The organism is Pseudomonas sp. GOM7 (assembly GCF_026723825.1).
Classification (GTDB): domain Bacteria; phylum Pseudomonadota; class Gammaproteobacteria; order Pseudomonadales; family Pseudomonadaceae; genus Aquipseudomonas.
Genome location: NZ_CP113519.1, coordinates 3815900 through 3839198, shown reverse-complemented (window position 1 = coordinate 3839198; position 23299 = coordinate 3815900). Strand labels below are relative to the sequence as shown.

Sequence of the window (23299 nt, the reverse complement as noted above, 5' to 3'; positions counted from 1 at the left end):
CTTGTTTTCTGGTGCTTGAGGGTCAGTGGCGCGAGGGTGCTGCAGCGATCACGTCTTCGGCTTGCAGGCCCTTGTCGCGCTGCATGACCGAGAATTCCACGCGTTGCCCCTCTACCAGCACACGGTGACCTTCACCGCGAATGGCGCGAAAGTGCACGAAGATGTCTTCGCCGGAATCGCGGGAGATGAAGCCAAAACCCTTGGAGGTGTTGAACCACTTGACCGTGCCGGTTTCGCGGTCTTCTTGCGGGGCACTGTGTGCCACGGCCTCATCGCGTGTGCTGATGCGAATGGCGGGGGCACTCGCCGCGGCTGGTAACTGGCAGGCCAGGTGCAGAGTGACGGCGGCGAAGGTGATCAGCAGGCTCAGCCAGATGGCGGGATGGCCGCCAATGCTCGGCAGCGGTGCCAGCAGCACCAATGCCTGCAGTACGGCGGCGAGAATCAGCAGGGCAGAGGCGAGACCTTGCAGTTGTTGGCGTAGCGTGCTGGTGGCGTTGCTCTGTACTGGGGCCAGGGTCAGGTTGAGTAGGGCGATCAGTGCCAGGTACAGCGCATCGGGCGTGCCCAGGAGGCCTTGCGGGGCGGAAATACCGGAAAAGAGCGACAGTAGCAGGGCGGCGAGCCCCACCAGGAGATGGGCGATTTTCAACATGTTTGAGTAACTCACTGATTGAATGACGAGGTGCTGGTGAATAACAGAGGGCGGCGCAAGCCGTTTTTGCCAGATTGCTTGCCGCTGCGGATCGAGAGTGCGGCTAGCGAAGCTATTTAACCGCAAAGGATGGGGCTACTCAAATCAAGCGCTTAGCGTACTTTCGTCTATGCGTGGGTGAACCTGGTTGCGGCCATTGCGCTTGGCTTGGTAGAGCGCGTCGTCGGCGCGTGTGAGCAGGCTTTCCAGGCCGTCGCCTGCCATGGCCAGGGCGAAGCCGAAGGAGGCGGTGATGCTGTCGAGTACCTGGTCGGTGCTGCGCACCTTGACTCGCAGGCCGTGCATCTTGTTGCGCAGGTGCTCGGCAAAGTGCCGGGCTGCTTCGAGGCTCTGGCACTCGCGCAAGACCACGCAGAATTCCTCGCCGCCGTAGCGAGCGGCAAAGGCTCGATTGGGCAAGTTCTCGCGCAGCAGACGACCGACGTGCTGCAGCACGCGGTCACCCAGTGGGTGGCCGTACTGGTCGTTGAACTGCTTGAAGTGATCGATATCCAGCATGATCAGGGTCAATCCGTCCGTGGACTCGTTCAGTGCCTGTTCGAGCAGGCGCGTGAATGCCTGGCGGTTGAGCAGGTGGGTCAGGCTATCGAGGGTGGCGGCCAGTTGGGCGCGTTCCAGTTGGTTGCGCAGGTGCTGTATTTCGCTTTGGGCGGCGCGCAGCTTGTAAAGCAGTTGTTGCTGCTGATCTTGCATCTGCTGCGTGCTTTCCTGCAGCTCACCGATCACGCCAGGCAGGTCTTCGATGAGGGGCTCGTGCAGGGCGCTCAGACTCTGGGCCAGGCTTAGCTGGTAGTGTTGGCTGCTGGTCACGCTGCGCGAGACGTCACCTTCTATGTCGTCCACCAGTTCGATGACTTGCTGCTGTCCAGCGCGCGCCTCTTCGAGTTCGCCATGGATGATGTGTTCGCGGAACAACTTGCGCGCGACCTCTCCCGGGAAGGCGTCGAAATCCTCGACGATTCTGTTCAGGCGCTTGTTCAGCTCAGTGTTCTCGCCACGGCTGTAGGTGTACCACAGCGCATAGTGCACGGGGCTTGGCGGAATGTCATGGCGCATCATCAGAGGTACGGCTTGCTTGAGGAGTGCAGCCGCAGTGCGTGTTTCCTCGGGGTACAGTTCGAGGAGAGTGGGGGGCTTCGGTATCTGGGACATGCGTGCACAGGCGCTTGGCGACATAGATACACAGCATAGAGCAGATGGATTGCAATCGGCTAATGAAAAGGCCCGGCGAGCCAGGCCTTGTAGAAACTCATACCGCCAGCAGGCTGCGCAGCATCCAGGCGGTCTTCTCGTGCACCTGCATGCGCTGGGTCAGCAGGTCGGCAGTGGGTTCGTCGCTGACCTTGTCCAGCAGCGGGAAGATCCCGCGAGCGGTACGCACCACGGCCTCCTGGCCTTCGACCAGTTGCTTGATCATGCCCTCGGCGCTCGGTACGCCTTCCTCTTCCTTGATCGAGGACAGGCGGGCGTAGGCGGCATAAGTGCCTGGCGCCGGGAAGCCCAGTGCCCGGATACGCTCGGCGATGGCGTCCACCGCCAGCGCCAACTCGGTGTACTGCCCCTCGAACATCAGGTGCAGGGTGTTGAACATCGGGCCGGTGACGTTCCAGTGGAAATTGTGGGTCTTCAGGTACAGCGTGTAGGTGTCGGCCAGCAGGCGCGAGAGACCCTCGGCGATGGCGGCACGATCCTGTTCGGCGATTCCGATGTTGATGTCCATTCTCTTCTCCTGTGGTATGGCTCGGGATGTCTTGCCTCAGTTAATGGGGCAAGCCTATCACGGAGGGCGGGCGAGCCGGTTTGGGCTTGTATCAATCGAGTGCATGCTTAGAGGCTATCGATGGTCTGGAGTTCATTGCCCGCATGCCTTTGGCTGCTCATCGAGGGTGGCTATGTTGCGCCTGGCTCCGGTCGATCTGTCGCGGTGTGCTGCACTGGCGGCTGCGTCCTGTCAATTTAGGCGATATAATCCCGCCCTTTGTCAAAGCCGGGTGTGCGCCAAGGCGTGTGGCCGGCGTTGCTCCTGGCCTGAGTGCGCAGGGCAAGACCTGACCTGTCCAAGACCTAATTAGAGAAGCGAACCACGATCATGATGCGCAGCCACTATTGCGGCCAGTTGAACGAGAGCCTGGATGGCCAGGAAATCACCCTTTGCGGCTGGGTACACCGTCGCCGTGACCATGGTGGGGTGATCTTCCTCGATATCCGTGATCGTGAAGGCCTGGCCCAGGTGGTGTTCGACCCGGATCGTGCCGAGACCTTCGCCAAGGCCGACCGCGTGCGCAGTGAGTACGTGGTCAAGATCACCGGCAAGGTACGCCTGCGCCCGGCCGGTGCGGTGAACCCGAACATGGCGTCCGGTGCCATCGAGGTGCTGGGCTACGAGCTGGACGTGCTCAACGAGGCGGAAACCCCGCCGTTCCCGCTCAACGAGTACACCGACGTCGGCGAGGAAACCCGCCTGCGCTACCGCTTCATCGACCTGCGTCGCCCGGAAATGGCCGAGAAGCTCAAGCTGCGTTCGCGCATCACCTCGAGCATTCGCCGCTACCTGGACGACAACGGCTTCCTCGATGTGGAAACGCCGATCCTGACCCGCGCCACCCCGGAAGGTGCGCGTGATTACCTGGTGCCGAGCCGCACCCATGCCGGCAGCTTCTTCGCCCTGCCGCAGTCGCCGCAGTTGTTCAAGCAACTGCTGATGGTGGCCGGCTTCGACCGCTACTACCAGATCGCCAAGTGCTTCCGTGACGAAGACCTGCGGGCCGACCGCCAGCCGGAATTCACCCAGATCGACATCGAGACCAGCTTCCTCGATGAAAAGGACATCATGGACATCACCGAGACCATGGTGCGCAACCTGTTCAAGGAAGTGCTGGACGTCGAGTTCGGCGAACTGCCGCACATGACCCTGGCCGAAGCCATGCGCCGTTTCGGTTCGGACAAGCCGGATCTGCGTATTCCGCTGGAGCTGGTGGACGTTGAAGACCAGCTCAAGGACGTGGAATTCAAGGTCTTCGCGGGCCCGGCCAACGATCCGAAATGCCGCGTCACCGCGCTGCGCGTTCCGGGCGGGGCGAGCATGCCGCGCAAGCAGATCGACGACTACACCAAGTTCGTCGGCATCTACGGTGCCAAGGGTCTGGCCTACATCAAGGTCAACGAGCGCGCCGCTGGCGTCGAAGGCTTGCAGTCGCCGATCGTCAAGAACATCCCGCTGGACAACATCAACGTCATCCTCGACCGCGTCGGTGCGGTCGACGGCGACATCGTGTTCTTCGGCGCCGACAAGGCCAAGATCGTGTCCGAAGCACTGGGCGCGCTGCGTATCAAGCTCGGTCATGACCTGAATCTGCTTACCTGCGAATGGGCGCCGCTGTGGGTCGTCGACTTCCCGATGTTCGAGGAAAACGACGACGGCAGCCTGACCGCCATGCACCACCCCTTCACCTCGCCCAAGTGCAGCCCGGAAGAACTCAAGGCCAACCCGGGTGCGGCGCTGTCGCGGGCCTACGACATGGTGCTCAATGGCACCGAGTTGGGTGGTGGTTCCATCCGTATCCACGACAAGAAGATGCAGCAGGCGGTCTTCGAGGTGCTGGGCATCAGCGAAGCGGAGCAGGAAGAGAAGTTCGGCTTCCTCCTCGATGCGCTGAAGTTCGGCGCGCCGCCCCATGGTGGCCTGGCCTTCGGCCTGGATCGCCTGGTGATGCTGATGACCGGTGCGCAATCGATCCGCGAAGTGATCGCCTTCCCGAAAACCCAGAGCGCCGCCTGTGTCATGACCCAGGCACCGGGTGTGGTGGATGCCAAGTCGCTGCGTGAGCTGCACATCCGCCTGCGCGAGCAAGCCAAGGCCGAGTAAAGGCAGCGGCAAGCTGCCAGCTTCAAGCTGCAAGAGCTTTGCTTGAGGCTTGTAGCTTGCGGCTTGCAGCTAAGAAGTTGATAGGAGTGAGTTATGGCTGGTCATTCCAAATGGGCCAATATCAAGCACCGCAAGGGTCGTCAGGACGCCAAGCGGGGCAAGATCTTCACCAAGCTGATTCGTGAGCTGACGGTCGCCGCCAAGCACGGTGGCCCGATTCCGGCGGACAACCCGCGTCTGCGCCTGGCCGTGGACAAGGCGCTGACCAACAACATGTCGCGCGAGGTGATCGACCGTGCTATCGCCCGTGGCGCGGGCAACAACGAAGCAGATAACGTCGTCGAATTCAGCTACGAAGGCTATGCGCCGAGCGGCGTGGCCATCATCGTCGAAGTGATGACCGACAACCGCAACCGCACCGCTGCCGAAGTGCGCCATGCCTTCAGCAAGTGCGGTGGCAACCTCGGCACCGATGGTTCGGTGGCCTACATGTTCGAGCGCAAGGGGCAGATCAGCTTCGCGCCGGGCGTCGATGAGGACGCGCTGATGGAAGCGGCGCTGGAGGCGGGGGCCGATGACGTGGAAATGGGCGAGGACGGCTCGGCCATGGTGTCTACCAGCTTCACCGAGTTCCATGCGGTGAACGAGGCGCTGAGCGCTGCCGGCTTCAAGGGCGAGGAGGCGGAAATCGCCATGATTCCCTCGATCAGTGCGCCGATCGCCGATCTGGAAACCGCGCAGAAGGTGTTCAAGCTGATCGACATGCTCGAAGACCTGGACGATGTGCAGAACGTCTACCACAACGCTGAAGTGGCCGACGAGATCATGGAACAGCTCGGCTGAGGTGTAGCCCGGATGCGATCCGGGCCACGAACGAGGAAGCCGGAAGCGCTGTGCAGTGCTTCCGGCTTTTTCATGATTGATGGCGCGTCACGGATGACGGCATGCGGAGTGCCCCGTATACTCGCCAACTGGATAAATAGACAGTTGCTGACATGACCCTGATCCTAGGCATCGACCCCGGCTCGCGCATCACCGGCTATGGCGTGGTACGCGACACCGGGCGCGGCTGCGAGTACGTGGCTTCCGGTTGCATTCGCACTGGCAACGGGCCGCTGGCCGAGCGCCTGCAGATCGTCTTTCGCGGCGTCAGTGAGGTGATCCGTAGCCATGGGCCGGTGACCATGGGTATCGAGCAGGTGTTCATGGCGCGCAATGCCGATTCGGCGCTCAAGCTCGGCCAGGCCCGTGGCGCGGCCATAGTCGCGGCGGTGGAGGCGGGGCTGGAGGTCAGCGAATACACCGCCACCCAGGTCAAGCAGGCGGTGGTCGGCACTGGCGCGGCGGACAAGCAACAGGTGCAGATGATGGTCATGCACCTGCTGGGGCTGGTGCAGAAGCCGCAGATCGACGCCTCTGATGCCCTGGGTATCGCCCTGTGTCACGCCCACCACCGGCAGAGTCTCATTCCCCATGGACTGGCTGGCGCCAAGCGGCGTGGCGGTCGTCTTCGTTTGTAATCGGATTGAAGGAAAGCGCTGGTGATCGGACGTTTGCGCGGTACCCTGGCGGAAAAACAGCCACCATATTTGCTTCTGGATGTGAATGGCGTCGGTTATGAGCTGGAAGTGCCGATGACCACCCTTTATCGTCTGCCTGCTGTGGGCCAGCCGGTCACCCTGCATACCCATCAGGTGGTACGCGAGGATGCGCACCTGCTCTACGGCTTTTTCGAGAAGCGCGAGCGTGAGCTGTTTCGTGAGCTGATTCGCCTCAACGGCGTCGGCCCCAAGCTGGCCTTGGCCTTGATGTCCGGGTTGGAGGTGGACGAATTGGTGCGTTGCGTGCAGGCGCAGGATACCGCCGTGCTGGTCAAGGTGCCGGGGGTCGGCAAGAAGACCGCCGAGCGCTTGCTGGTGGAGCTCAAGGATCGCTTCAAGGCCTGGGAGTCGATCCCGTCCATCGCGCCCCTGGTCGTTGAACCTCAACTGGCTCAGGCAGTCTCAAGCGCGGAGAATGACGCCGTCAGTGCCTTGATATCCCTGGGCTACAAGCCGCAGGAGGCCAGCCGGGCAGTCGCAGCGGTCAAGGAGGATGGCTTGAGCAGTGAAGATCTGATTCGTCGCGCCTTGCGCGGCATGGCATAGGGTGGATGACGCCTTTTTCATCCATCGGCTTTCTGGTGGAAAACGCTGCGCGGTTTTCCACCCTGCATTGCAATTCAATGGACTCTTAGTGGAACCCTTCGATGATCGAAGCCGATCGCCTGATCACCGCCAGCCCGCGAGAGCGTGAAGAACAGCAGGACAGGGCCATTCGCCCCTTGCGCCTGGCCGACTATATCGGCCAGCCGGTGGTGCGCGAGCAGATGTCGCTGTTCATCCAGGCTGCCCGGGGTAGGGCAGAGGCGCTCGACCATACGCTGATCTTCGGCCCGCCCGGTCTGGGCAAGACCACCCTGGCCAACATCATCGCCGAGGAAATGGGCAGCTCGATCAAGAGTACCTCCGGCCCGGTGCTGGAACGCCCGGGGGATCTGGCCGCGCTGCTGACCAATCTGGAAAGCGGCGATGTGCTGTTCATCGACGAGATTCACCGTCTTTCCCCGGTGGTCGAGGAAGTGCTGTATCCGGCCATGGAAGACTTCCAGCTCGACATCATGATCGGCGAAGGGCCCGCCGCGCGGTCGATCAAGCTGGATCTGCCGCCCTTCACCCTGGTCGGTGCCACCACTCGTGCCGGCATGCTGACCAATCCGCTGCGTGATCGCTTCGGCATCGTTCAGCGCCTTGAGTTCTACGGCATCGACGACCTGGCCACCATCGTCTCGCGTTCCGCCGGGATTCTCGGCCTGCCCGTCGAGGCCAAGGGCGCCTACGAAATCGCCCGTCGCGCGCGTGGCACGCCGCGTATCGCCAACCGTCTGCTGCGTCGCGTGCGCGATTTCGCCGAGGTGCGTGGTAACGGGCAGATATCCCAGGCCATTGCCGACCAGGCGCTGAACCTGCTGGATGTCGACGAGCACGGCTTCGATCACTCCGACCGCCGCCTGCTGCTGGCCATGATCGAGAAGTTCGACGGTGGCCCGGTGGGCCTCGACAGCCTGGCCGCCGCCATTGGCGAAGAGCGTCACACCATCGAAGACGTGCTGGAGCCCTACCTGATCCAGCAGGGCTACATGATGCGTACCCCGCGCGGGCGGGTGGTCACCCGCCATGCCTATCTGCACTTCGGCCTGAACATTCCCAAGCGCCTTGGCGAGTCGCCGGCGCCTGATCTTTTCTCAGCAGGTGAGCCATGACGAAAAAATTGTTACCGACCCGGATTGGCAAGTCTCGGAGGCGGGACTAGAGTATGCCCTCGCAAAACGGAGTCCAGCCGTTTCGTCATCGTTGTCGTGTCTACTACGAGGACACCGACGCCGGTGGCATCGTCTACTACGTCAATTACCTCAAATTCATGGAACGGGCTCGCACCGAGCGCCTGCGTGAGCTGGGTTATGCCCAGTCGACGCTGGCTGGTGAGGGCCTGTTGTTCGTCGTGCATTCGGCCGAAGCGCGCTACCACGCGCCGGCACGCCTGGACGACGAGCTGTTGATCAGCGCCGATGTGATCGAATTGAACCGTGCCAGCCTGCGTTTTCGTCAACAGGTCAGGCGAGCTGCGGATGATGTGCTGCTCTGCGAAGGGCAGTTCCTGGTGGCCTGTGTGCGCACCGACAACTTGAAGCCCCGGGCCATACCCGAACCGATGCGCCAAGCGTTCGCCGGTTCCCAGGTGTCCGGTCAAATTGCAGCAGGAGAGTAAGCGTGGAAGCCAACGCCGTTGACCATATGTCGATGTGGAGTCTGATCAGCAACGCCAGCTTTGTGGTGCAGCTGGTGATGCTCACCCTGGTGAGTGCATCGATCATTTCCTGGGTGATGATCTTTCAGCGCAGCAACGCCATACGCGCGGCCAAACGCGCGCTGGACAACTTCGAGGACCGTTTCTGGTCCGGTATCGACCTGTCCAAGCTGTATCGCCAGGCTGGTAGCAATCCCGATCCGGACTCGGGTCTGGAGCAGATCTTCCGTGCTGGCTTCAAGGAGTTCTCCCGCCTACGTCAGCAGCCGGGCGTCGACCCCGATGCGGTGATGGACGGCGTCGCCCGTGCCATGCGCGTGGCCATCTCCCGTGAGGAGGAGAAGCTGGAAACCGCGCTGCCGTTCCTGGCCACCGTCGGCTCCACCAGTCCTTACATTGGTCTGTTCGGCACCGTATGGGGCATCATGAACTCTTTCCGTGGCCTGGCGCAGGTGCAGCAGGCCACCCTGGCCACTGTCGCGCCGGGCATCGCCGAGGCGCTGATCGCCACCGCCATCGGTCTGTTCGCGGCCATTCCGGCGGTGATCGCCTACAACCGCTTCTCCGCACGCGGTGAAATGCTGATCGGCCGTTATTACACCTTCGCCGACGAGTTCCAGGCCATCCTGCACCGCAAGGTGCACACCTCGGAAGACTAAGGCGAGCGAAGAGGACAGGTTTTAACCATGGCGAGAATTCGCAACAGACGCAAACCGGTCGCCGAGATGAACGTGGTGCCCTACATCGATGTGATGCTGGTGCTGCTGGTCATCTTCATGGTCACCGCGCCGATGCTCAACCAGGGCGTCAAGGTCGAGCTGCCCAAGGTCAGCAGCGAGGTGCTGCCGCAGGATAATGACGCCCAGGTGCTGACCATCTCCATCAAGGCCGACAAGACCTATTACTGGAACATGGGCAGCGAAGTGGACATCGACACCGAGCAGGAGCGTGCCTCCACGCTGGCACAGATGACCCAGGCCGTCTCGGCGATCATTGCCGAGAACCGTCGGCAGGGTAAGAAGGTGCAGGTGTTCGTGCGCGGCGACAAATCCGTGGATTACGGCACCGTGATGGCGGCCATGGGCGGTCTGCAGCAGGCCGACGTGGGCAACGTCGGCTTGATCACCGAGGCCCCCTGATGCAGCAGCCCGAGCGTCCGCAATCGGAAAGCTACTTCTGGCCCATCGTCTGGGCCGTGGGCTTGCACGTCCTGATGTTCGCCATGCTGTTCGTCAGCTTCGCCTTCTCGCCTGAGCTGCCGCCGGCGCGTCCGGTGGTGCAGGCCACGCTCTATCAGCTCAAGTCGCAAAGCCAGGCCACCACCCAGACCACGCAGAAGATCGCTGGCGAGGCGCAGAAGACCTCCGCACCGCAGTTCGAGACCGAGCGTCTGGAACAGAAGAAGGCCGAGGAACAGAAGGTGGCGGCGGCCAAGAAGGCCGAGGAACAAAAGCAGGCCGAGGAGGCTCGAAAGGCCGAACAGGCCAAAGCTGAGGCGGCCAAGGCCGAAGCGGCGAAGAAGGCCGAGGCCGAGAAGGCCGCCGAGCAGAAACGCCAGGCCGATATCGCCAAGAAGCGCGCCGAGGAAGAGGCGAAGAAGAAAGCCGCCGAGGAAGCCAAGAAAAAGGCAGCCGAAGAAGCGAAGAAGAAAGCGGCGGAAGAGGCCAAGAAGAAGGCCGCTGCCGAAGCAGCGAAGAAAAAGGCGGCCGAGGAGGCCAAGAAGAAAGCCGAAGCAGCCAAGCGCAAGGCGGCCGAGGATCAGAAGGCAGCAGCCCTGGCCGATTTGCTCTCGGACAACGTACAGAACCAGCAGGCGCTGGCTGATACCCATGGCGACCAGGTAGCCGGTAGTCTCGATGATCTGATCATCAACCTGATCACCCAGAACTGGCAGCGCCCGATGTCGGCGCGCCGTGGTATGAGCGTCGAGCTGCTGATCCAGATGTTGCCCGATGGCACCATCACCAATGCCAGCGTGTCGCGCTCCAGCGGCGATGCGCCTTTCGACAACTCGGCCGTGGCTGCGGTGCGCAACGTGGGTCGTATTCCCGAGATGCAGCAACTGGATCGCGCCACCTTCGACAGCCTTTACCGGCAGCGTCGCGTCATTTTCAAACCGGAGGATTGAGCTCTGTGAACAACCTGATTCGTATCGCCCTGTTGGGGCTGGTCATGCTGGTCGGCAGCGTCCAGGCGGCCGATCCGCTGGTGATCTCCCAAGGCGCCGACCGCGCCACGCCCATCGCTGTGGTGCCCTTCGGCTGGCAAAGCGGCAGCGTGCTGCCCGATGACATGGCCGAGATCGTCGGCAACGACCTGCGCAACTCCGGTTATTTCGAGCCAATCCCGCGGCAGAACATGATCAGCCTGCCGACCCAGGCCAGCGAAGTCATCTACCGTGATTGGAAGGCCCTCGGCGCGCAGTACGTGCTGGTCGGTAACATCGTGCCCAACGGCGGCCGCCTGCAGGTGCAGTACGCCCTGTTCAACGTCGCCACCGAGCAGCAGGTGATGACCGGCAACGTCGGTGGCGGCACTGACCAGTTGCGCGACATGGCGCACCATATCGCCAACCAGGCGTTCGAGAAGCTCACCGGGGTCAAGGGCGCGTTCGCCACCAAGCTGCTCTACGTGACTGCCGAGCGCTTCGGTGCCAACAACACTCGCTACACCCTGCAACGCTCCGACTACGATGGCGCGCGTGCGGTGACCCTGCTGCAGTCGCGTGAACCGATCCTGTCGCCGTCGTTCGCGCCGGATGGTCGTCGTATCGCCTACGTCTCTTTCGAGCAGCGTCGTCCGCGTATCTTCGTGCAACACATTGACACCGGTCGCCGTGAGCAGATCACCAACTTCGAGGGGCTCAATGGCGCGCCGGCCTGGTCGCCGGATGGTTCGCGCCTGGCCTTCGTGCTGTCCAAGGACGGCAACCCGGAAATCTACGTGATGGATCTGGGCAGCCGGCAGATGCGCCGGGTGACCAACCACTATGCCATCGATACCGAACCTTTCTGGGGCAAGGACGGTCAGACCCTGTACTTCACCTCGGATCGGGCTGGCAAGCCGCAGATCTACAAAACCAATGTCAATTCAGGTGCGGTGGAACGTGTGACCTTCGTCGGCAACTACAACGCCAACCCGAAACTTTCGGCGGATGAAAAGTTGCTGGTGATGATCCATCGTCAGGAGGGTTTCACCGTGTTCAAGGTGGCCGCTCAGGATCTGGAAACCAACCGCCTGCGGATTCTTTCCGACACAAGTTTGGATGAGTCGCCCACTGTTGCGCCCAATGGCACCATGCTAATCTACGCCACCCGCCAGCAGGGCCGGGGAGTCTTGATGTTGGCGTCCACCAATGGACGCGTGAGGCTCCCTCTTCCTACCGCTCAAGGCGAAGTTCGAGAGCCTTCTTGGTCCCCTTACCTGAACTGATTGCGGTGCTTTACCTTAATTGCTTAACACACTGGGGTTCTTTAGGAGTTACATGATGGAAATGCTGAAATTCGGTAAGTTCGCTGCACTGTCCCTGGCTCTCGCCGTTGCCGTAGGTTGCTCCTCCAAAGGCGGTGACGCTACTGGCGAAGGCGCGGTCGACCCGAACGCTGGCTACGATGCCAACGCCAACGCTGGCATGGACGGCAGCCTGAGCGAAGAAGCCGCTCTGCGCGCTATCACCACTTTCTACTTCGAGTTCGACAGCTCCGACCTGAAGCCCGAAGCCATGCGCGCTCTGGACGTACACGCCAAGGATCTGAAAGCCAACGGCAACCGTGTCGTTCTGGAAGGTCACACCGACGAGCGCGGCACCCGCGAGTACAACATGGCTCTGGGCGAGCGTCGTGCCAAGGCCGTTCAGCGCTACCTGGTTCTGCAGGGCGTTTCCCCGGCTCAGCTGGAACTGGTGTCCTACGGTGAAGAGCGTCCGGTCGCTACCGGCCACGACGAGCAGTCCTGGGCTCAGAACCGTCGCGTAGAGCTGCGCAAGTAATTTGCCATGCTGAACTGCCGCCGTACTCTGACCCTTCTGGCACTGGCCTTGCCGCTTGCGGCAATGGCTGAGGTTCCCGTACTGGATAGCAGCTCCATGCAAGGGAGCAGCTATCCACCGGCGGGTTATGGTACGGCTGGCGCCTCCGTCGGGGCGGGCGCGCAAGCGCCCGTCTCGGCGCAGGGCATGCTGTTCAATCAGCTTCAACAGTTGCAGCAGGAACTGGCGCAACTGCGGGGTATGGTCGAAGAGCAGCAGAATGAAATCCAGCGCCTCAAGCAGGAAGGTCTGGAGCGTTACCAGGATCTGGATCAACGTATTTCCGCCGGTGCTGCTGCCGGTGCTCCCGCACAGAATTCTCCTACCACTGGCACGAACAACGCCAGTGGCACGCCGACGCCGCCGCCGGCTGCTCAGCAGCAGGCCAGCGCCGAGCCGGGTGACCCGGCCAAGGAAAAACTCTACTACGAGGCCGCCTTCGACCTGATCAAGGCCAAGGACTTCGACAAGGCGTCGCAAGCGTTCACCGCCTTCCTCAATCGCTACCCCAACAGCCAGTACGCCGGTAACGCGCAATACTGGCTGGGCGAAGTGAACCTGGCCAAGGGGGATCTGCAGGCCGCAGGTCAGGCCTTCGCCAAGGTCAGCCAGGCTTACCCGAACCATGCCAAGGTGCCGGATTCGCTGTTCAAGCTGGCCGATGTCGAGCGGCGTCTGGGCCACAACGACAAGGCGCGTGGCATTCTCCAGCAGGTCATCGCCCAGTATCCGGGCAGTTCGGCTGCGCAGTTGGCGCAACGCGACCTGCAACGCCTGTAAGCCTGAACGCTTGCCAAGAACCCGCGCCTGTCGCGGGTTTTTCTTGTGGCCTGGCATCTGGCGGCCATCGCACAGCGACGTTAAAAGGTTCATCGCATTTTCAGGGGGGATGCCTGGCTGACACCGGACTGGCAAGTTTGTGTGTGATCTTGTCGGCTTGCATTGGTGTTCTGGACGCCGCTTTGGGTGTATTCAGAGATTCCGGGTTTCGCCCCCTCGGGCGACTCACTTTTCTTTGAACTCGGATTGCCGCCCAGCGCAAAGAAAAGTAAGCAAAAGAAACGCACCCCGCCATCCGGAACTAGGCGTCCCCGTCATGCTTCGCTCGACTTCCCTCACTCCGGCATTGCTCCGGGGTCGGCGTACATGGGCCATCCCTGGCCCATTACGCGGGGCCGCCATCGGTATCTCGTGGCATCCATGCCACTCGCCCCCTGCGCAATGCCTACGTTCGGCCTCCTGAAGGGGGAGTTAGCGCGCCTGAACGTACATTGGCTCCGGGCATACCCGGCGTGTTCTGGTAGCTGTGGAGCCGCGATTTGGCTGTCGAATTAAACCAATAGTTTCATTCGCGCAGTTTCATTCGCCTGGATAGCTTGCCGGCTTGCAGCCGGCATTCAGGCCAGCCCTAAGGCTGACCCATTTTCAAGCACTCCGCACTACTTCTGGGTTACCTCGGGTTCAGGCGCGTGCAGAGCCCGCCCAGGAGGGCGAACGGAATCGCCGTGGAAGAGGTTGAGCGACATGGATGTCGCGAGAGCCGCGATGGGCAGGGATGGCCCACCGCGGCGGGCCTCTGGAGCGGCGATGGAGTGAGCGAACCCTGGCGAAGCCAGGGCCGGATGACCGGGCGGAGGTTTTGGTTACTTTGCCCGCAAAGTGACTCGCCCGGGAGGGCGAAACCAGAAACATCAGCAAAAACGCGGCAATCCGGAACAAGCCTCCGAAACACCGTATTACCAGTCCGGTGTCAATACTGATTTTCCCGAGACTCCGCGAAGAACCCGTTAAAAACACTCCCGATGATTTTTTGTCCGTGTTTTGGCGACTTCCATTAGAATGTGCCGCTGCTTGCGTGGCAGGGTTTCAGCTCGGCTGATGTCCTTGCCGCCTGGCCTCATCGAGCGTTGGCATCTGTCGACGTTCCTGTCTTTCCACGCAACGGAGGCGGATGGCCTGTTTCGTCATCACGCCCGTGGCTACCATGCAAGAAACCCTGCGCATCACCGAGATTTTCTACTCGTTGCAGGGGGAGACGCGTACCGCCGGCTTGCCGACGGTATTCGTGCGCCTGACCGGCTGTCCCCTGCGCTGTCAGTACTGTGACACCGCCTATGCCTTCAGTGGCGGCGAGATCGTCACGCTCGATAGCATCCTCGAACAAGTGGCCGCCTACCGGCCGCGTTATGTCTGCGTCACGGGCGGCGAGCCATTGGCCCAGCCCAATTGCATCCCCTTGCTCGCTCGCCTGTGCGAGGCCGGTTATGAGGTGTCGCTGGAAACCAGCGGCGCGCTCGACGTGTCGGCGGTCGATCCACGGGTCAGCAAGGTGCTCGACCTGAAGACACCTGGCTCGGCCGAAATGCAGCGCAACCGCTATGAGAACATCCAGTGGCTGACGCGCAACGACCAGGTCAAGTTCGTCATCTGCTCGCGCGAGGATTACGACTGGGCGGTTTCCAAGCTGATCGAGCACGACCTGGCCGCGCGCGCCGGTGAGGTGCTGTTCTCGCCCAGCCACAAGCAGGTCGATGCCCGCGCGCTGGCCGATTGGATAGTGGCGGACAACCTGCCGGTACGCCTGCAACTGCAACTGCACAAGATTCTCTGGAACGACGAGCCGGGACACTGAACATGAACGAGAAGAAAGCGGTCATCCTCCTCTCCGGTGGCCTGGATTCGGCCACCGTGGTGGCCATGGCCAAGGCTGAAGGCTACACCTGCTACAGCATGAGTTTCGACTATGGCCAGCGTCATCGCGCCGAGCTGCAGGCGGCCGAGCGTGTGGCCAGGCAGTTGGGCGTGATCGAGCACAAGGTCATCGGCCTGAACCTCAACGGTATCGGCGGCTCGGCGCTGACCGATGCCAGTATCGCGGTGCCCGAAGCCCCAGGCGAGGGCATCCCGGTTACCTACGTGCCGGCCCGTAACACGGTGTTCCTTGCTCTGGCCTTGGGGTGGGCGGAGGTGCTCGGGGCGCGCGATATCTTCATTGGCGTCAACGCGGTGGATTACTCGGGCTACCCTGATTGCCGCCCGGAGTTCGTCGAGGCTTTCCAGAGCATGGCCAACCTCGCCACCAAGGCGGGCGTGGAGGGGCAGGGCTTCAATATTCGCGCGCCCCTGCAGCAGATGAGCAAGGGCGAGATCATCCAGGCTGGCATGCGTCTGGGTGTGGATTATGCGTTGACCGTCTCCTGCTACCAGGCCGACGAGGATGGCCGCGCTTGTGGCAAGTGCGACAGTTGTCGCCTACGCGCCGCCGGGTTCGCCGCTGCTGGTGTGCCCGATGCTACCCGCTACTGCTGAAAAAGTTTTCGCGAAGTGTTGATTTCCTTAATTAAATCAGTATCATGCGCCTCGCCTTGGGTCGTTAGCTCAGTTGGTAGAGCAGTTGGCTTTTAACCAATTGGTCGTAGGTTCGAATCCTACACGACCCACCATCCTTTTCAGGGATTTCCAGTCTTTTCACTGGCTAGTCCCAGCACAGAGAAGTCCGCCCTTGCAGGCGGACTTTTTTGTTTCTGCGCCTCCCAATCATCTTGCCTGCCTGAGCGAGCCGATTTCATCGGCGGCTACCCAGGCCTGTACTCTGTGCTGTTCGATGCCCTGCGCCTTGGCACGCAAACGCAACCTCACGTCCTCGCCGAGCTGCGTGCATTCGTACAGCTCGAAGCCCGGGGCCAGTGCGAGGGAATCTGGCGACAGGCCTTCGACCAAGGGCCTGGCATTGGCTCCCAGCAAGCGTGGCGCTACATAGAGCAGCAGCTCGTCGACCAGGCCGGCCCTGATCAGCGCTCCGCCCAGGCGAGCTCCCGCTTCGATGAACAGGTCGTGGATGGAGCGGTTGCCAAGCGCCTCCATCAACTCCCAGAGCATCTTCTCGTCATCCCTGGCCAGCAGCGGCAAGCGCTCGACGTGATCAGCCAGATCCGTGGCGGGAGGGTTGTCGTAACGATGGGCGACGAGGGTCGGGGCCTGGGTGTCGAAGACCCTGGCCTGCACCGGGACGCGCGACCAGCGATCCAGCACGATTCGTTTCACCGGCGGTACCGGATGATCGAAAGGGATGCGCACGGTCAGTTGCGGGTCGTCCGCCAGTACGGTTGCGCTGCTGGTCAGAATGGCCGAGCTGGCTTGTCGCCATAGCTGCACGTCATGTCGGGAGGCCTCGCTGGTGATCCATTTGGATTCACCATCGGCCAGGGCGGTACGTCCATCCAGGCTCATGCCATATTTCAGGCGCACCCAGGGCCGACCGCGCCGAGCGTTGGAGAGAAAGCCCAGGTTGAGCTCTTCCGCCTCTTCGCGCAGCAAACCCACGTCCACCTCGATACCCGCCTCGCGCAGCAGTCGCAGGCCATTGCCATCGACCTTATGGAAGGGGTCCTGGCAAGCCACCACGACGCGTCGGATACCGGCCTCGATCAGGGCCAGGCAGCAGGGTGGGGTACGCCCATGATGGGCGCATGGCTCGAGCGTTACGTAAGCGGTAGCGCCTTGTGCAGCGGCGCCGGCCTGTTGCAGGGCGAAGACTTCCGCATGGGGGCCACCTGCCCGTTGGTGCCAGCCTTCGCCGACGATTCGCCCCTCGTGCACCAGGACGCAGCCCACTCGAGGGTTGGGGTGCGTGCTGTAACGTCCCCGGCTGGCCAGCTCCAGCGCGCGGGACATGCAGCGTCTATCCGTTTCAGTGAAATTCATTGCAATGATCCATGCCTGCGCTGGCAGGCCAGCGCAGGACCTTTGCTGCCTGCGAGGCGAAGCCGCCCCGCAGGCTGGTGGCATTTCAGGGCCGAGCCTCGATGGGGTACAGATGCCCGTCGTAGGAGCTGGCGATGAAGGTTTCCGTCTCCGGCGAGTAGGTGATGCAGGAGATGCCACTGGTGGTGGGTTTGCGCTGGGTGATCCAGCGCTGCGTTTCCAGGTCGAACAATGCCACCGTGCCACCATAGCTGCCGGTGGCGATCAGCTTGCGGTCCGGTGAAGCGGCGATGCATTTGACCGAGTGCAGGTGCGGGGTCTTGAACACCTCGCTCTTGCCGGCACGCCAGAGACGCAGCTTGAGATCCCGTCCAACGCTGGCGAAGCCACCCTCGATGGTGGTGCAGGCATTGGAGATGCGTTCATGGGCAAGCTCGTTGTAGGCATGCTCGGTGAAGTCGGAAATCCGATGGAAGGCGGCGGCCGTATTGGCGCAAACGCTGAAAAGGTATTCCTCGTCGGCGGATATGCCTTTGATCGCGTTGTCGTGCATCAGGATCTCGCCCTGATAGGCCACTTCGCCCTTGTCATCGAAGGCAAACACCAGGGCCTCGCCGGTATAGGTACCGATTGCCGCGTGCGGTTTACCGGCGCGCATGAAGGCGGTGCCGCAATTGAGTGGCGAGCGGTGCTGGTAGATCATCTTGCCGCTCACCGCATCGAACACCTGGCCCATCTGGCCACCGGTCAGAATGGTGTCGCCAAAGGGCAGGAGGAAATTGCACAGGCTGCCGATCAGGGTGCTTGGCTTGCCGTTCACCAGCAGCAGGCCGGCATCGCCGATGGCGTAAGTATTGCCTTGATGCACGGCGACGGCGTTCAGGCTGATGGCCTGCTCGATACCGTCGAGTTCCCACTCGTTGCTGACATGGTTCCATACCCCGTAGGACGAACCGAAGGTGACGAAGGCGATGCGCTGCTCGCCCAGGAAGGCGCAGCTACGCGGCCAGATGATGTTGGGCAGGGAGCTCTCGGCAAGCTTTCTTAGCTCACCGTTGCCGAGGGCATGCCAGAGCACCACCGAGCGATCGTAGCTGAGGCTGATCAACCAGCGCTTGCGGTCGTCCCAGACGACTCGCTTGACCCCGGCGGCATGGGCCTGGTGGCGACGCTGGCCACTCTTGTCGATGATGGTCAGGCGTCCTTCATCGTCACCCGCGAAGATGGTGCCGTCGCTGGCCAGGGCGATGGTATCGGTTTCCACTCCGCCCAGATCGATGCTCTCGATCTGGACACCGCGCTGGACGTCCCAGCGGCGAATGGTGCCGTCGTCGCTGCTGGAAACCAGGCTGGCGCCGTCGGCTGCCCAGCTCACCGAAATGACATCGGCCTGGTGGCCGCGCAGCACATGACGGCATTGGCCGCTGGCGACATCGAACAGACGGATCGTGTGATCCCGTGAGCAGGTGGAGACGGTATCGCCGGCTGGGTTGAAGACAGCCATTTCGACATCGTCCTCATGGCCGATGAGCGCCGCTTTCAAGCGCATGCTCGGGACTTCCCAGATGCGGGCACTGTAGTCGCTGCTGGCGCTGACCAGCAGTTTGCCGTCCGGGCTGAAGGCGCACTGGTTGGCGAGGTGGTCGTGGAAGACCCGGTGGATGGCTTGCTTGGTCTGGGCATCCCACAGGATGACCTGGTTGTCATAACCAGCAGTGGCGATGTAGCGCTCCTGAAAACTGGCGATGCCGCTGATGGGGGCAAAATGTTTCATCGCAGAACTCCTTGTATGTCAAACCGGCAGATCGAGCTTGATGGCGTGATTCTTCTTCTGGGCTTTGGCCAGCAGGTAGTTACGGTTGTGCGCGGTCACGAAGATGCCCGTGGGAATCACCTCGTCGACCTGCAGGCCGAAGGCGTGCAGCGCCTTGACCTTTTCCGGGTTGTTGGTCATCAGGCGGCAGCGTTTGACACCCAGCGCCGCGAGCATCTGCGCCGCGACGGTGAAGTCGCGGCCGTCATCGGGGAAGCTCAGTTGGCGATTGGCCTCGAAGGTATCCAGCCCGCCGTCCTGTAGGCGGTAGGCGGCCAGCTTGGCGTACAGCCCGATGCCCCGGCCTTCCTGGCGTAGATAGAGCAGCACGCCGCCTTCTTCGCTCATGCGCTCCAGGGCTTCGTTCAACTGGGCGCCGCAGTCGCAGCGATGGGAGCCAAAAATATCGCCCGTCAGGCATTCGGAGTGCACTCTGACCAGAGGTGACTCCTGCTCCAGGGAACCCATGACGATGGCGACATGTTCTTCGGGGGATTCAAGCCCATCGAAGGAAAAGAACTTTCCTACATGGCCATTGGGCAGGATCGGGATTTCGACGCAATTTCTTATACGGTATGCACACATAGCGAATCTCTCTGGAAACAGGTAGCGGATGTGCTGGCTGCCAGGCTCAGAGGCTCTCGGCCAGGCGAAAGCCCATCACGTAGATGGGTCTGGGAAACTTTCCGTGGCGCCGTGTGGCGCGCGCCAGATCACGGAAACGGGAAAAGCTCCCGCCGCGGGCGACCCGATGGTTCCCTACGGCGGCGATCAGGTCGTCGTTCACCTGCTCCCCTCCCGGATATGGGCGGTAATCGTCGGCGACGTACTCCTCGACATTGCCGGCCATGTCCAGGCAGCCGAAGGGGGAGGCGCCGCAGGCGAACAGGCCCACGGGCGTGGTCTGCAACAGGCCGGCCTCGGCGGTATTGGCATGGTCTGCCAGGAACTGCTGTCCCCAGGGGTATTCGAGGTTCTGCGGGCCGGCGGCGGCATACTCCCACTCGGCTTCGCTGGGCAGACGAAAACGCCGGCCGGTCGTCTCTGCCAGCCAGGCGGCATAGCAATCGGCGTCTTCCGCGCGTAGGCCGCTGACCGGGTGATTGGCCTGCTCGGCTGGATAGCGCCCTAGGAACCAGTTGTCCGGCAGGCGCTGTTCGCCGCTTTCCTGCAGAAAGGTTCGGTACTCCAGGTTGGTCACCGGATAACGGGCGATCCGGTAGGGTTCGAGCCGCACGCGGTGGCGTGGCGTCTCCTTGACGATCCATTGGCGGTCGAGATTGAGGTCTGCCAATCTATCCATGACCGTATCCAGCTCGGCCGTGTCCAGGCCTATGCATACCTCACCGCCCGGCACATCGAGCATCTGTGGGGTGAGGGGATCCAGGCGCGGGTCGCCGTATAGGGCGAGTAGACGTCCGGCGTGATAGCGCTGAGCCAGTGGCTCGTCTCGGCTTTCCAGCAGTGCCACCAGGCGCAGCCTGTCGAGCTGGGCCAGGGCCCGCAATTGATCTTCTGGCAGATGCAGTTCACGCGTGGCGGTGTAGGACTCGGGAAGTCCCAGCAAGGCCCGGTCGCTCAATTCCGGTGACGCCTTCGCCAGGAAAGGAGGTGAGTGGAAATGCTTTTCCATTGCCATCTTATCGCTCTCTATTAAATGAATATCAGGCAACGACTATGGCTTAAAGCCGGCAGGTCAAGCCGGTCTGTAGGCAGTTTTCCTGGAAGATGTCCCAGAAGCCCGGGGTATAACGTTTGATATCGCTGTCCAGGAGCATGGGCTTTTGCCAATGCACTTCGCGAAGTCCGGCGTCGGCCATGGCCGCTTCATAGTCTTCGCGGCTCCAGCGGAAGAAGGTGAAGGGGCTGGGTGGGGTGGTGACGAACTCGGCCTGATGACGGAAACCTTCCGCCCACGGCTCTTCGGTCAGTACATTGACTCCGTAATTGGTGAAGTTTCCCTTGGCCAGTTGGAAGTCCGGTTCGACCGTATAGGCGACCAGACGCCCTGAAGGTTTCAGGTTGTTGGCCACGGCCTTGAACATCTTTTTCATGTCATCCAGAGATTCGGCGTAATTGAACAACCAGGCCGCCATCACCATGTCGAACTTGCCAAACGACTCCATGTTGCAGACGTTACGTACATGAAACTCGATGGTGTCGCCGTTCTTGCGCGACTCTTCTCGAGCCAGGTCGATCATCTTTTCCGAAATGTCCACGCCGACCACGCGGCTCGCGCCTTTCCTGAGCAGTTCACGGCCGAAGAAACCATAGCCGCAGGCCAGATCCAGAACACTCTGGCCTTTCACGTCGCCTGCCATGTGCATCAGCGTGCGTACTTCAACCGCACGTTGCGCAGCGGTGTCGGTAAAGTTCTCGAAGAGTCCGCCGATCGAGTCGTAGGTCGATTTCTTTTTCATCTCAAGTATCTCTTGTCATGGCATTGAAATAGTGGGCCTTTGTTTTGCACTGACAGAGCAGGGCGCAAACATTCAAGGTAAGGGTGCGCCAGGGTGTAATGGCAAAGTAATTGTCAGTTCACATCTCTGGCAGGCAGTTAATTGAAGCGAAATCATTCGCGACGCGAATAGATATAGGGGAGTTCTTTGGGGGGTTCCAATTCTTTTGCTGCATCATGAATATTCTTGCGGCGAATCAAGCGTCGTTTGTAATGCGCAAGTTAATCGACTGTTGCGCTGCTTTATAAAAGCGCGCGATATGCAGCGCGGGGTGGGGCGCAGCACTGAACTGCGATAAAAGAACAGTAATGGATGGCCGCCCTGGGCAAAAAAGCGAGGATCGGCGCTTATGGGAAATGAAGGTTTTATTTAATCGATATCCATACCCAACTCAGCCATCATTCGCCACGCGCATGATCATTTGTCGCAACCACGAATGGGCGGGATCGCCTTCGCGACGTTGATGCCAGATCAGGTCGAAGTCGAAAGGCTCGATCGCCAGCGGTGGCTCGAACACCCGCAGTCGCGGATCCACTTCAACCGACTCTAGGCTGCGCCGGGCCACGGTGAGAATCAGGTCGGTGCCGGCGATCAGCTCGTTGGCCACGCCCCAGTGCGGCAGGATCATCGCGATGCGCCTGTGCAAACCTTCCCGTGCCAGGGCGCGGTCGATTTCGTTGTCACCGCCCGAGCGCATGGCGACCAGGACGTGCGGACGTGCCAGCCAGGCTTCGCGATCGAGTACGCCGCTTTCTGGCAGGGTCGACGAGTCGGCCAGGCAGGCGAAGCGCTCGACGAACAGCGTACGCATGCGCAGCTTGCCCGAGTTCTGCCCCGGAAATACACCGAGCGCCATATCCGTTTCGCCATCGATCACATCGGCCAGCATCGACTCCCGGCTGGCCTGGTTGACGACGAGGTCGATGCCTGGGGCGATGGCGCGTAGCGCGCGGGTCAGGCCTGGTAGCAGCACGCGTGCGCCGTAATCCGACATGGCCAGGCGAAATGCCCGTTGCGCGCGGGTGGGATCGAACTGTGGCGGATCGAGCAGGGCGCCCAGTTGATCCAGGGAGTCGGTCAGCGGCTGCATCAACTCGCTCGCCCGCGTGGTCAGCTCGAGCTTGCCTGAGCGTCGAACCAACAGGGGGTCATCGAACAATTTGCGCAGATGGGCCAGTGAGTGACTGACCGCCGGCTGGCTCTTGTGCAGGCGCAAGGCCGCCCGTGAGATGTGTTTCTCCAGCAACAAGGCGTGCAGGGTGACCAGAAGGTTGAGATCGATGCGCCTAAGTTTATTCATTTGAAGAATATCCATTAAAAGAAATATGAATTTCCATTCAGGATATTAATACGTAAAAGTTCTTCCCAGGACAACCCATGAACTTGGAGTGATCGCATGTCTTCTCCGCTTTCTCTCGCTGGCGCAGCGCTGGCCCTGGCCGCCCTGATCGCCGGAGCCCTGGTGCCCTTTCAGGCCGGCAGCAACGCTGCGCTGGGACGGGCACTCGGCCATCCCTTGTGGGCAACCGTGGCCTCGCTGCTGGTCAGCCTGCTCGTCGTGCTGCCGGTCATTCTGGCCATGAGGGCGCCCGCACCATTGCTCAATCAGGCTGGTGCGCTCCCTCTGTGGGCCTGGTTCGGTGGCGTCGCCGGGGTCATCTACATCACCTCGGCGCTGATACTGACTCCGCGCCTTGGCGCGACCGGTTTCATCGTCTGCGTGATCGCGGGGCAGATGCTCACCTCCTTGCTCATCGATCACTTCGGTCTGATGGGGCTGCCTGTGAAGGAAGCCAATCTGGGCCGTGTCGGCGGTGTTCTGCTGATCTTCGCCGGCATGCTTATGGTGCAGTGGTTCACCAATCATTAG

General features: G+C 61.5%; 24 protein-coding genes, 1 tRNA gene and 1 pseudogene. 16 read left to right on the top strand and 10 right to left on the bottom strand.

The genetic code is table 11. From position 1 onward, the window contains the following. Nucleotides 1–22: 22 nt before the first annotated feature. From OU800_RS16860 to OU800_RS16850, 4 genes and pseudogenes are all read right to left on the bottom strand, one after another. Entirely contained in the window at nt 23–265 is a 243-nt protein-coding gene (locus tag OU800_RS16860; protein ID WP_268184357.1) for a cold-shock protein, read from the bottom strand. A 120-nt stretch (nt 266–385) separates the two neighbouring features. After that, nucleotides 386–655, bottom strand: a pseudogene (locus OU800_RS24135) (cold shock domain-containing protein membrane protein); the annotation flags it as partial. A 144-nt stretch (nt 656–799) separates the two neighbouring features. Further along, nucleotides 800–1867, bottom strand: coding sequence for a GGDEF domain-containing protein (locus OU800_RS16855; RefSeq protein ID WP_268178478.1), 1068 nt, complete (start codon nt 1865–1867; stop codon nt 800–802). A gap of 97 nt (nt 1868–1964) precedes the next feature. Beyond that, nucleotides 1965–2435 (bottom strand): Dps family protein, encoded by a 471-nt coding sequence (locus tag OU800_RS16850; RefSeq protein WP_268178477.1) that lies wholly within the window; start codon nt 2433–2435, stop codon nt 1965–1967. A 369-nt stretch (nt 2436–2804) separates the two neighbouring features. On the opposite strand from OU800_RS16850, the gene aspS reads away from it, so the two are divergent. The 15 genes from aspS (at nt 2805) to OU800_RS16775 (ending at nt 15896) form a co-directional block, all read left to right on the top strand. Next, entirely contained in the window at nt 2805–4580 is a 1776-nt protein-coding gene (gene aspS / locus OU800_RS16845; protein WP_268178476.1) for an aspartate--tRNA ligase, read from the top strand. Nucleotides 4581–4673: 93 nt separating this feature from the next. Then, on the top strand, nt 4674–5423 hold the full coding sequence (locus OU800_RS16840; RefSeq protein WP_268178475.1) for a YebC/PmpR family DNA-binding transcriptional regulator: 750 nt from the start codon (nt 4674–4676) through the stop codon (nt 5421–5423). Between the two features lie 152 nt (nt 5424–5575). Beyond that, nucleotides 5576–6100, top strand: a complete 525-nt coding sequence (gene ruvC / locus OU800_RS16835) for a crossover junction endodeoxyribonuclease RuvC (protein ID WP_268178474.1) — start codon at nt 5576–5578, stop codon at nt 6098–6100. Nucleotides 6101–6121: 21 nt separating this feature from the next. After that, nucleotides 6122–6727, top strand: coding sequence for a Holliday junction branch migration protein RuvA (ruvA, locus tag OU800_RS16830; RefSeq protein WP_268178473.1), 606 nt, complete (start codon nt 6122–6124; stop codon nt 6725–6727). Between the two features lie 101 nt (nt 6728–6828). After that, nucleotides 6829–7881: a Holliday junction branch migration DNA helicase RuvB gene (ruvB, locus tag OU800_RS16825; protein ID WP_268178472.1), complete on the top strand. Its 1053-nt coding sequence runs from the start codon at nt 6829–6831 to the stop codon at nt 7879–7881. Nucleotides 7882–7934: 53 nt separating this feature from the next. Further along, on the top strand, nt 7935–8387 hold the full coding sequence (ybgC, locus tag OU800_RS16820) for a tol-pal system-associated acyl-CoA thioesterase (RefSeq protein WP_268178471.1): 453 nt from the start codon (nt 7935–7937) through the stop codon (nt 8385–8387). Between the two features lie 2 nt (nt 8388–8389). Next, on the top strand, nt 8390–9085 hold the full coding sequence (tolQ, locus tag OU800_RS16815; RefSeq protein ID WP_268178470.1) for a protein TolQ: 696 nt from the start codon (nt 8390–8392) through the stop codon (nt 9083–9085). 27 nt (nt 9086–9112) lie between these two features. Beyond that, nucleotides 9113–9565: a protein TolR gene (gene tolR, locus OU800_RS16810; protein ID WP_268178469.1), complete on the top strand. Its 453-nt coding sequence runs from the start codon at nt 9113–9115 to the stop codon at nt 9563–9565. Continuing rightward, on the top strand, nt 9562–10554 hold the full coding sequence (gene tolA / locus OU800_RS16805) for a cell envelope integrity protein TolA (protein WP_268184355.1): 993 nt from the start codon (nt 9562–9564) through the stop codon (nt 10552–10554). The genes tolR and tolA overlap by 4 nt, the downstream gene beginning before the upstream one ends. Before the next feature lie 5 nt (nt 10555–10559). After that, nucleotides 10560–11858, top strand: a complete 1299-nt coding sequence (gene tolB / locus OU800_RS16800) for a Tol-Pal system beta propeller repeat protein TolB (protein ID WP_268178468.1) — start codon at nt 10560–10562, stop codon at nt 11856–11858. A gap of 55 nt (nt 11859–11913) precedes the next feature. Then, nucleotides 11914–12414: a peptidoglycan-associated lipoprotein Pal gene (pal, locus tag OU800_RS16795; RefSeq protein WP_268178467.1), complete on the top strand. Its 501-nt coding sequence runs from the start codon at nt 11914–11916 to the stop codon at nt 12412–12414. A gap of 6 nt (nt 12415–12420) precedes the next feature. Further along, on the top strand, nt 12421–13233 hold the full coding sequence (ybgF, locus tag OU800_RS16790; protein ID WP_268178466.1) for a tol-pal system protein YbgF: 813 nt from the start codon (nt 12421–12423) through the stop codon (nt 13231–13233). A gap of 1204 nt (nt 13234–14437) precedes the next feature. Then, nucleotides 14438–15085, top strand: coding sequence for a 7-carboxy-7-deazaguanine synthase QueE (queE, locus tag OU800_RS16785; RefSeq protein WP_268178465.1), 648 nt, complete (start codon nt 14438–14440; stop codon nt 15083–15085). 2 nt (nt 15086–15087) lie between these two features. Further along, nucleotides 15088–15762, top strand: coding sequence for a 7-cyano-7-deazaguanine synthase QueC (gene queC / locus OU800_RS16780; RefSeq protein ID WP_268178464.1), 675 nt, complete (start codon nt 15088–15090; stop codon nt 15760–15762). Between the two features lie 58 nt (nt 15763–15820). Next, nucleotides 15821–15896, top strand: a tRNA-Lys gene (locus OU800_RS16775). Nucleotides 15897–15990: 94 nt separating this feature from the next. Here the strand turns inward: OU800_RS16775 and ribD are convergent. From ribD to OU800_RS16745, 6 genes are all read right to left on the bottom strand, one after another. Then, a complete protein-coding gene (ribD, locus tag OU800_RS16770; protein WP_268178463.1) occupies nt 15991–17127 on the bottom strand; it encodes a bifunctional diaminohydroxyphosphoribosylaminopyrimidine deaminase/5-amino-6-(5-phosphoribosylamino)uracil reductase RibD in 1137 nt (378 codons plus the stop codon). Between the two features lie 115 nt (nt 17128–17242). Next, nucleotides 17243–18931, bottom strand: a complete 1689-nt coding sequence (locus tag OU800_RS16765; RefSeq protein ID WP_268178462.1) for a WD40 repeat domain-containing protein — start codon at nt 18929–18931, stop codon at nt 17243–17245. Nucleotides 18932–18949: 18 nt separating this feature from the next. After that, nucleotides 18950–19555, bottom strand: a complete 606-nt coding sequence (ribA, locus tag OU800_RS16760; RefSeq protein ID WP_074675557.1) for a GTP cyclohydrolase II — start codon at nt 19553–19555, stop codon at nt 18950–18952. Nucleotides 19556–19601: 46 nt separating this feature from the next. Then, entirely contained in the window at nt 19602–20552 is a 951-nt protein-coding gene (locus OU800_RS16755) for a formylglycine-generating enzyme family protein (RefSeq protein WP_268178461.1), read from the bottom strand. 100 nt (nt 20553–20652) lie between these two features. Continuing rightward, nucleotides 20653–21390 carry a class I SAM-dependent methyltransferase gene (locus OU800_RS16750; protein ID WP_268178460.1) on the bottom strand — a complete coding sequence of 246 codons (738 nt, stop codon included), beginning with the start codon at nt 21388–21390 and terminating at the stop codon, nt 20653–20655. A gap of 430 nt (nt 21391–21820) precedes the next feature. Continuing rightward, a complete protein-coding gene (locus OU800_RS16745; RefSeq protein WP_268178459.1) occupies nt 21821–22729 on the bottom strand; it encodes a LysR family transcriptional regulator in 909 nt (302 codons plus the stop codon). A gap of 96 nt (nt 22730–22825) precedes the next feature. Here OU800_RS16745 and OU800_RS16740 point away from each other — a divergent pair, with 96 nt between their 5' ends. After that, nucleotides 22826–23299, top strand: a complete 474-nt coding sequence (locus tag OU800_RS16740) for a DMT family transporter (protein WP_268178458.1) — start codon at nt 22826–22828, stop codon at nt 23297–23299.

Coding starts and splice junctions, on each gene's coding strand:
- OU800_RS16855 (WP_268178478.1), bottom strand. CDS start 1,867: ATGTCCCAGATACCGAAGCCCCCCACTCTCCTCGAACTGTACCCCGAG.
- OU800_RS16850 (WP_268178477.1), bottom strand. CDS start 2,435: ATGGACATCAACATCGGAATCGCCGAACAGGATCGTGCCGCCATCGCC.
- aspS (WP_268178476.1), top strand. CDS start 2,805: ATGATGCGCAGCCACTATTGCGGCCAGTTGAACGAGAGCCTGGATGGC.
- OU800_RS16840 (WP_268178475.1), top strand. CDS start 4,674: ATGGCTGGTCATTCCAAATGGGCCAATATCAAGCACCGCAAGGGTCGT.
- ruvC (WP_268178474.1), top strand. CDS start 5,576: ATGACCCTGATCCTAGGCATCGACCCCGGCTCGCGCATCACCGGCTAT.
- ruvB (WP_268178472.1), top strand. CDS start 6,829: ATGATCGAAGCCGATCGCCTGATCACCGCCAGCCCGCGAGAGCGTGAA.
- ybgC (WP_268178471.1), top strand. CDS start 7,935: ATGCCCTCGCAAAACGGAGTCCAGCCGTTTCGTCATCGTTGTCGTGTC.
- tolR (WP_268178469.1), top strand. CDS start 9,113: ATGGCGAGAATTCGCAACAGACGCAAACCGGTCGCCGAGATGAACGTG.
- pal (WP_268178467.1), top strand. CDS start 11,914: ATGGAAATGCTGAAATTCGGTAAGTTCGCTGCACTGTCCCTGGCTCTC.
- ybgF (WP_268178466.1), top strand. CDS start 12,421: ATGCTGAACTGCCGCCGTACTCTGACCCTTCTGGCACTGGCCTTGCCG.
- queE (WP_268178465.1), top strand. CDS start 14,438: ATGCAAGAAACCCTGCGCATCACCGAGATTTTCTACTCGTTGCAGGGG.
- queC (WP_268178464.1), top strand. CDS start 15,088: ATGAACGAGAAGAAAGCGGTCATCCTCCTCTCCGGTGGCCTGGATTCG.
- ribD (WP_268178463.1), bottom strand. CDS start 17,127: ATGTCCCGCGCGCTGGAGCTGGCCAGCCGGGGACGTTACAGCACGCAC.
- OU800_RS16765 (WP_268178462.1), bottom strand. CDS start 18,931: ATGAAACATTTTGCCCCCATCAGCGGCATCGCCAGTTTTCAGGAGCGC.
- ribA (WP_074675557.1), bottom strand. CDS start 19,555: ATGTGTGCATACCGTATAAGAAATTGCGTCGAAATCCCGATCCTGCCC.
- OU800_RS16750 (WP_268178460.1), bottom strand. CDS start 21,390: ATGAAAAAGAAATCGACCTACGACTCGATCGGCGGACTCTTCGAGAAC.
- OU800_RS16745 (WP_268178459.1), bottom strand. CDS start 22,729: ATGAATAAACTTAGGCGCATCGATCTCAACCTTCTGGTCACCCTGCAC.
- OU800_RS16740 (WP_268178458.1), top strand. CDS start 22,826: ATGTCTTCTCCGCTTTCTCTCGCTGGCGCAGCGCTGGCCCTGGCCGCC.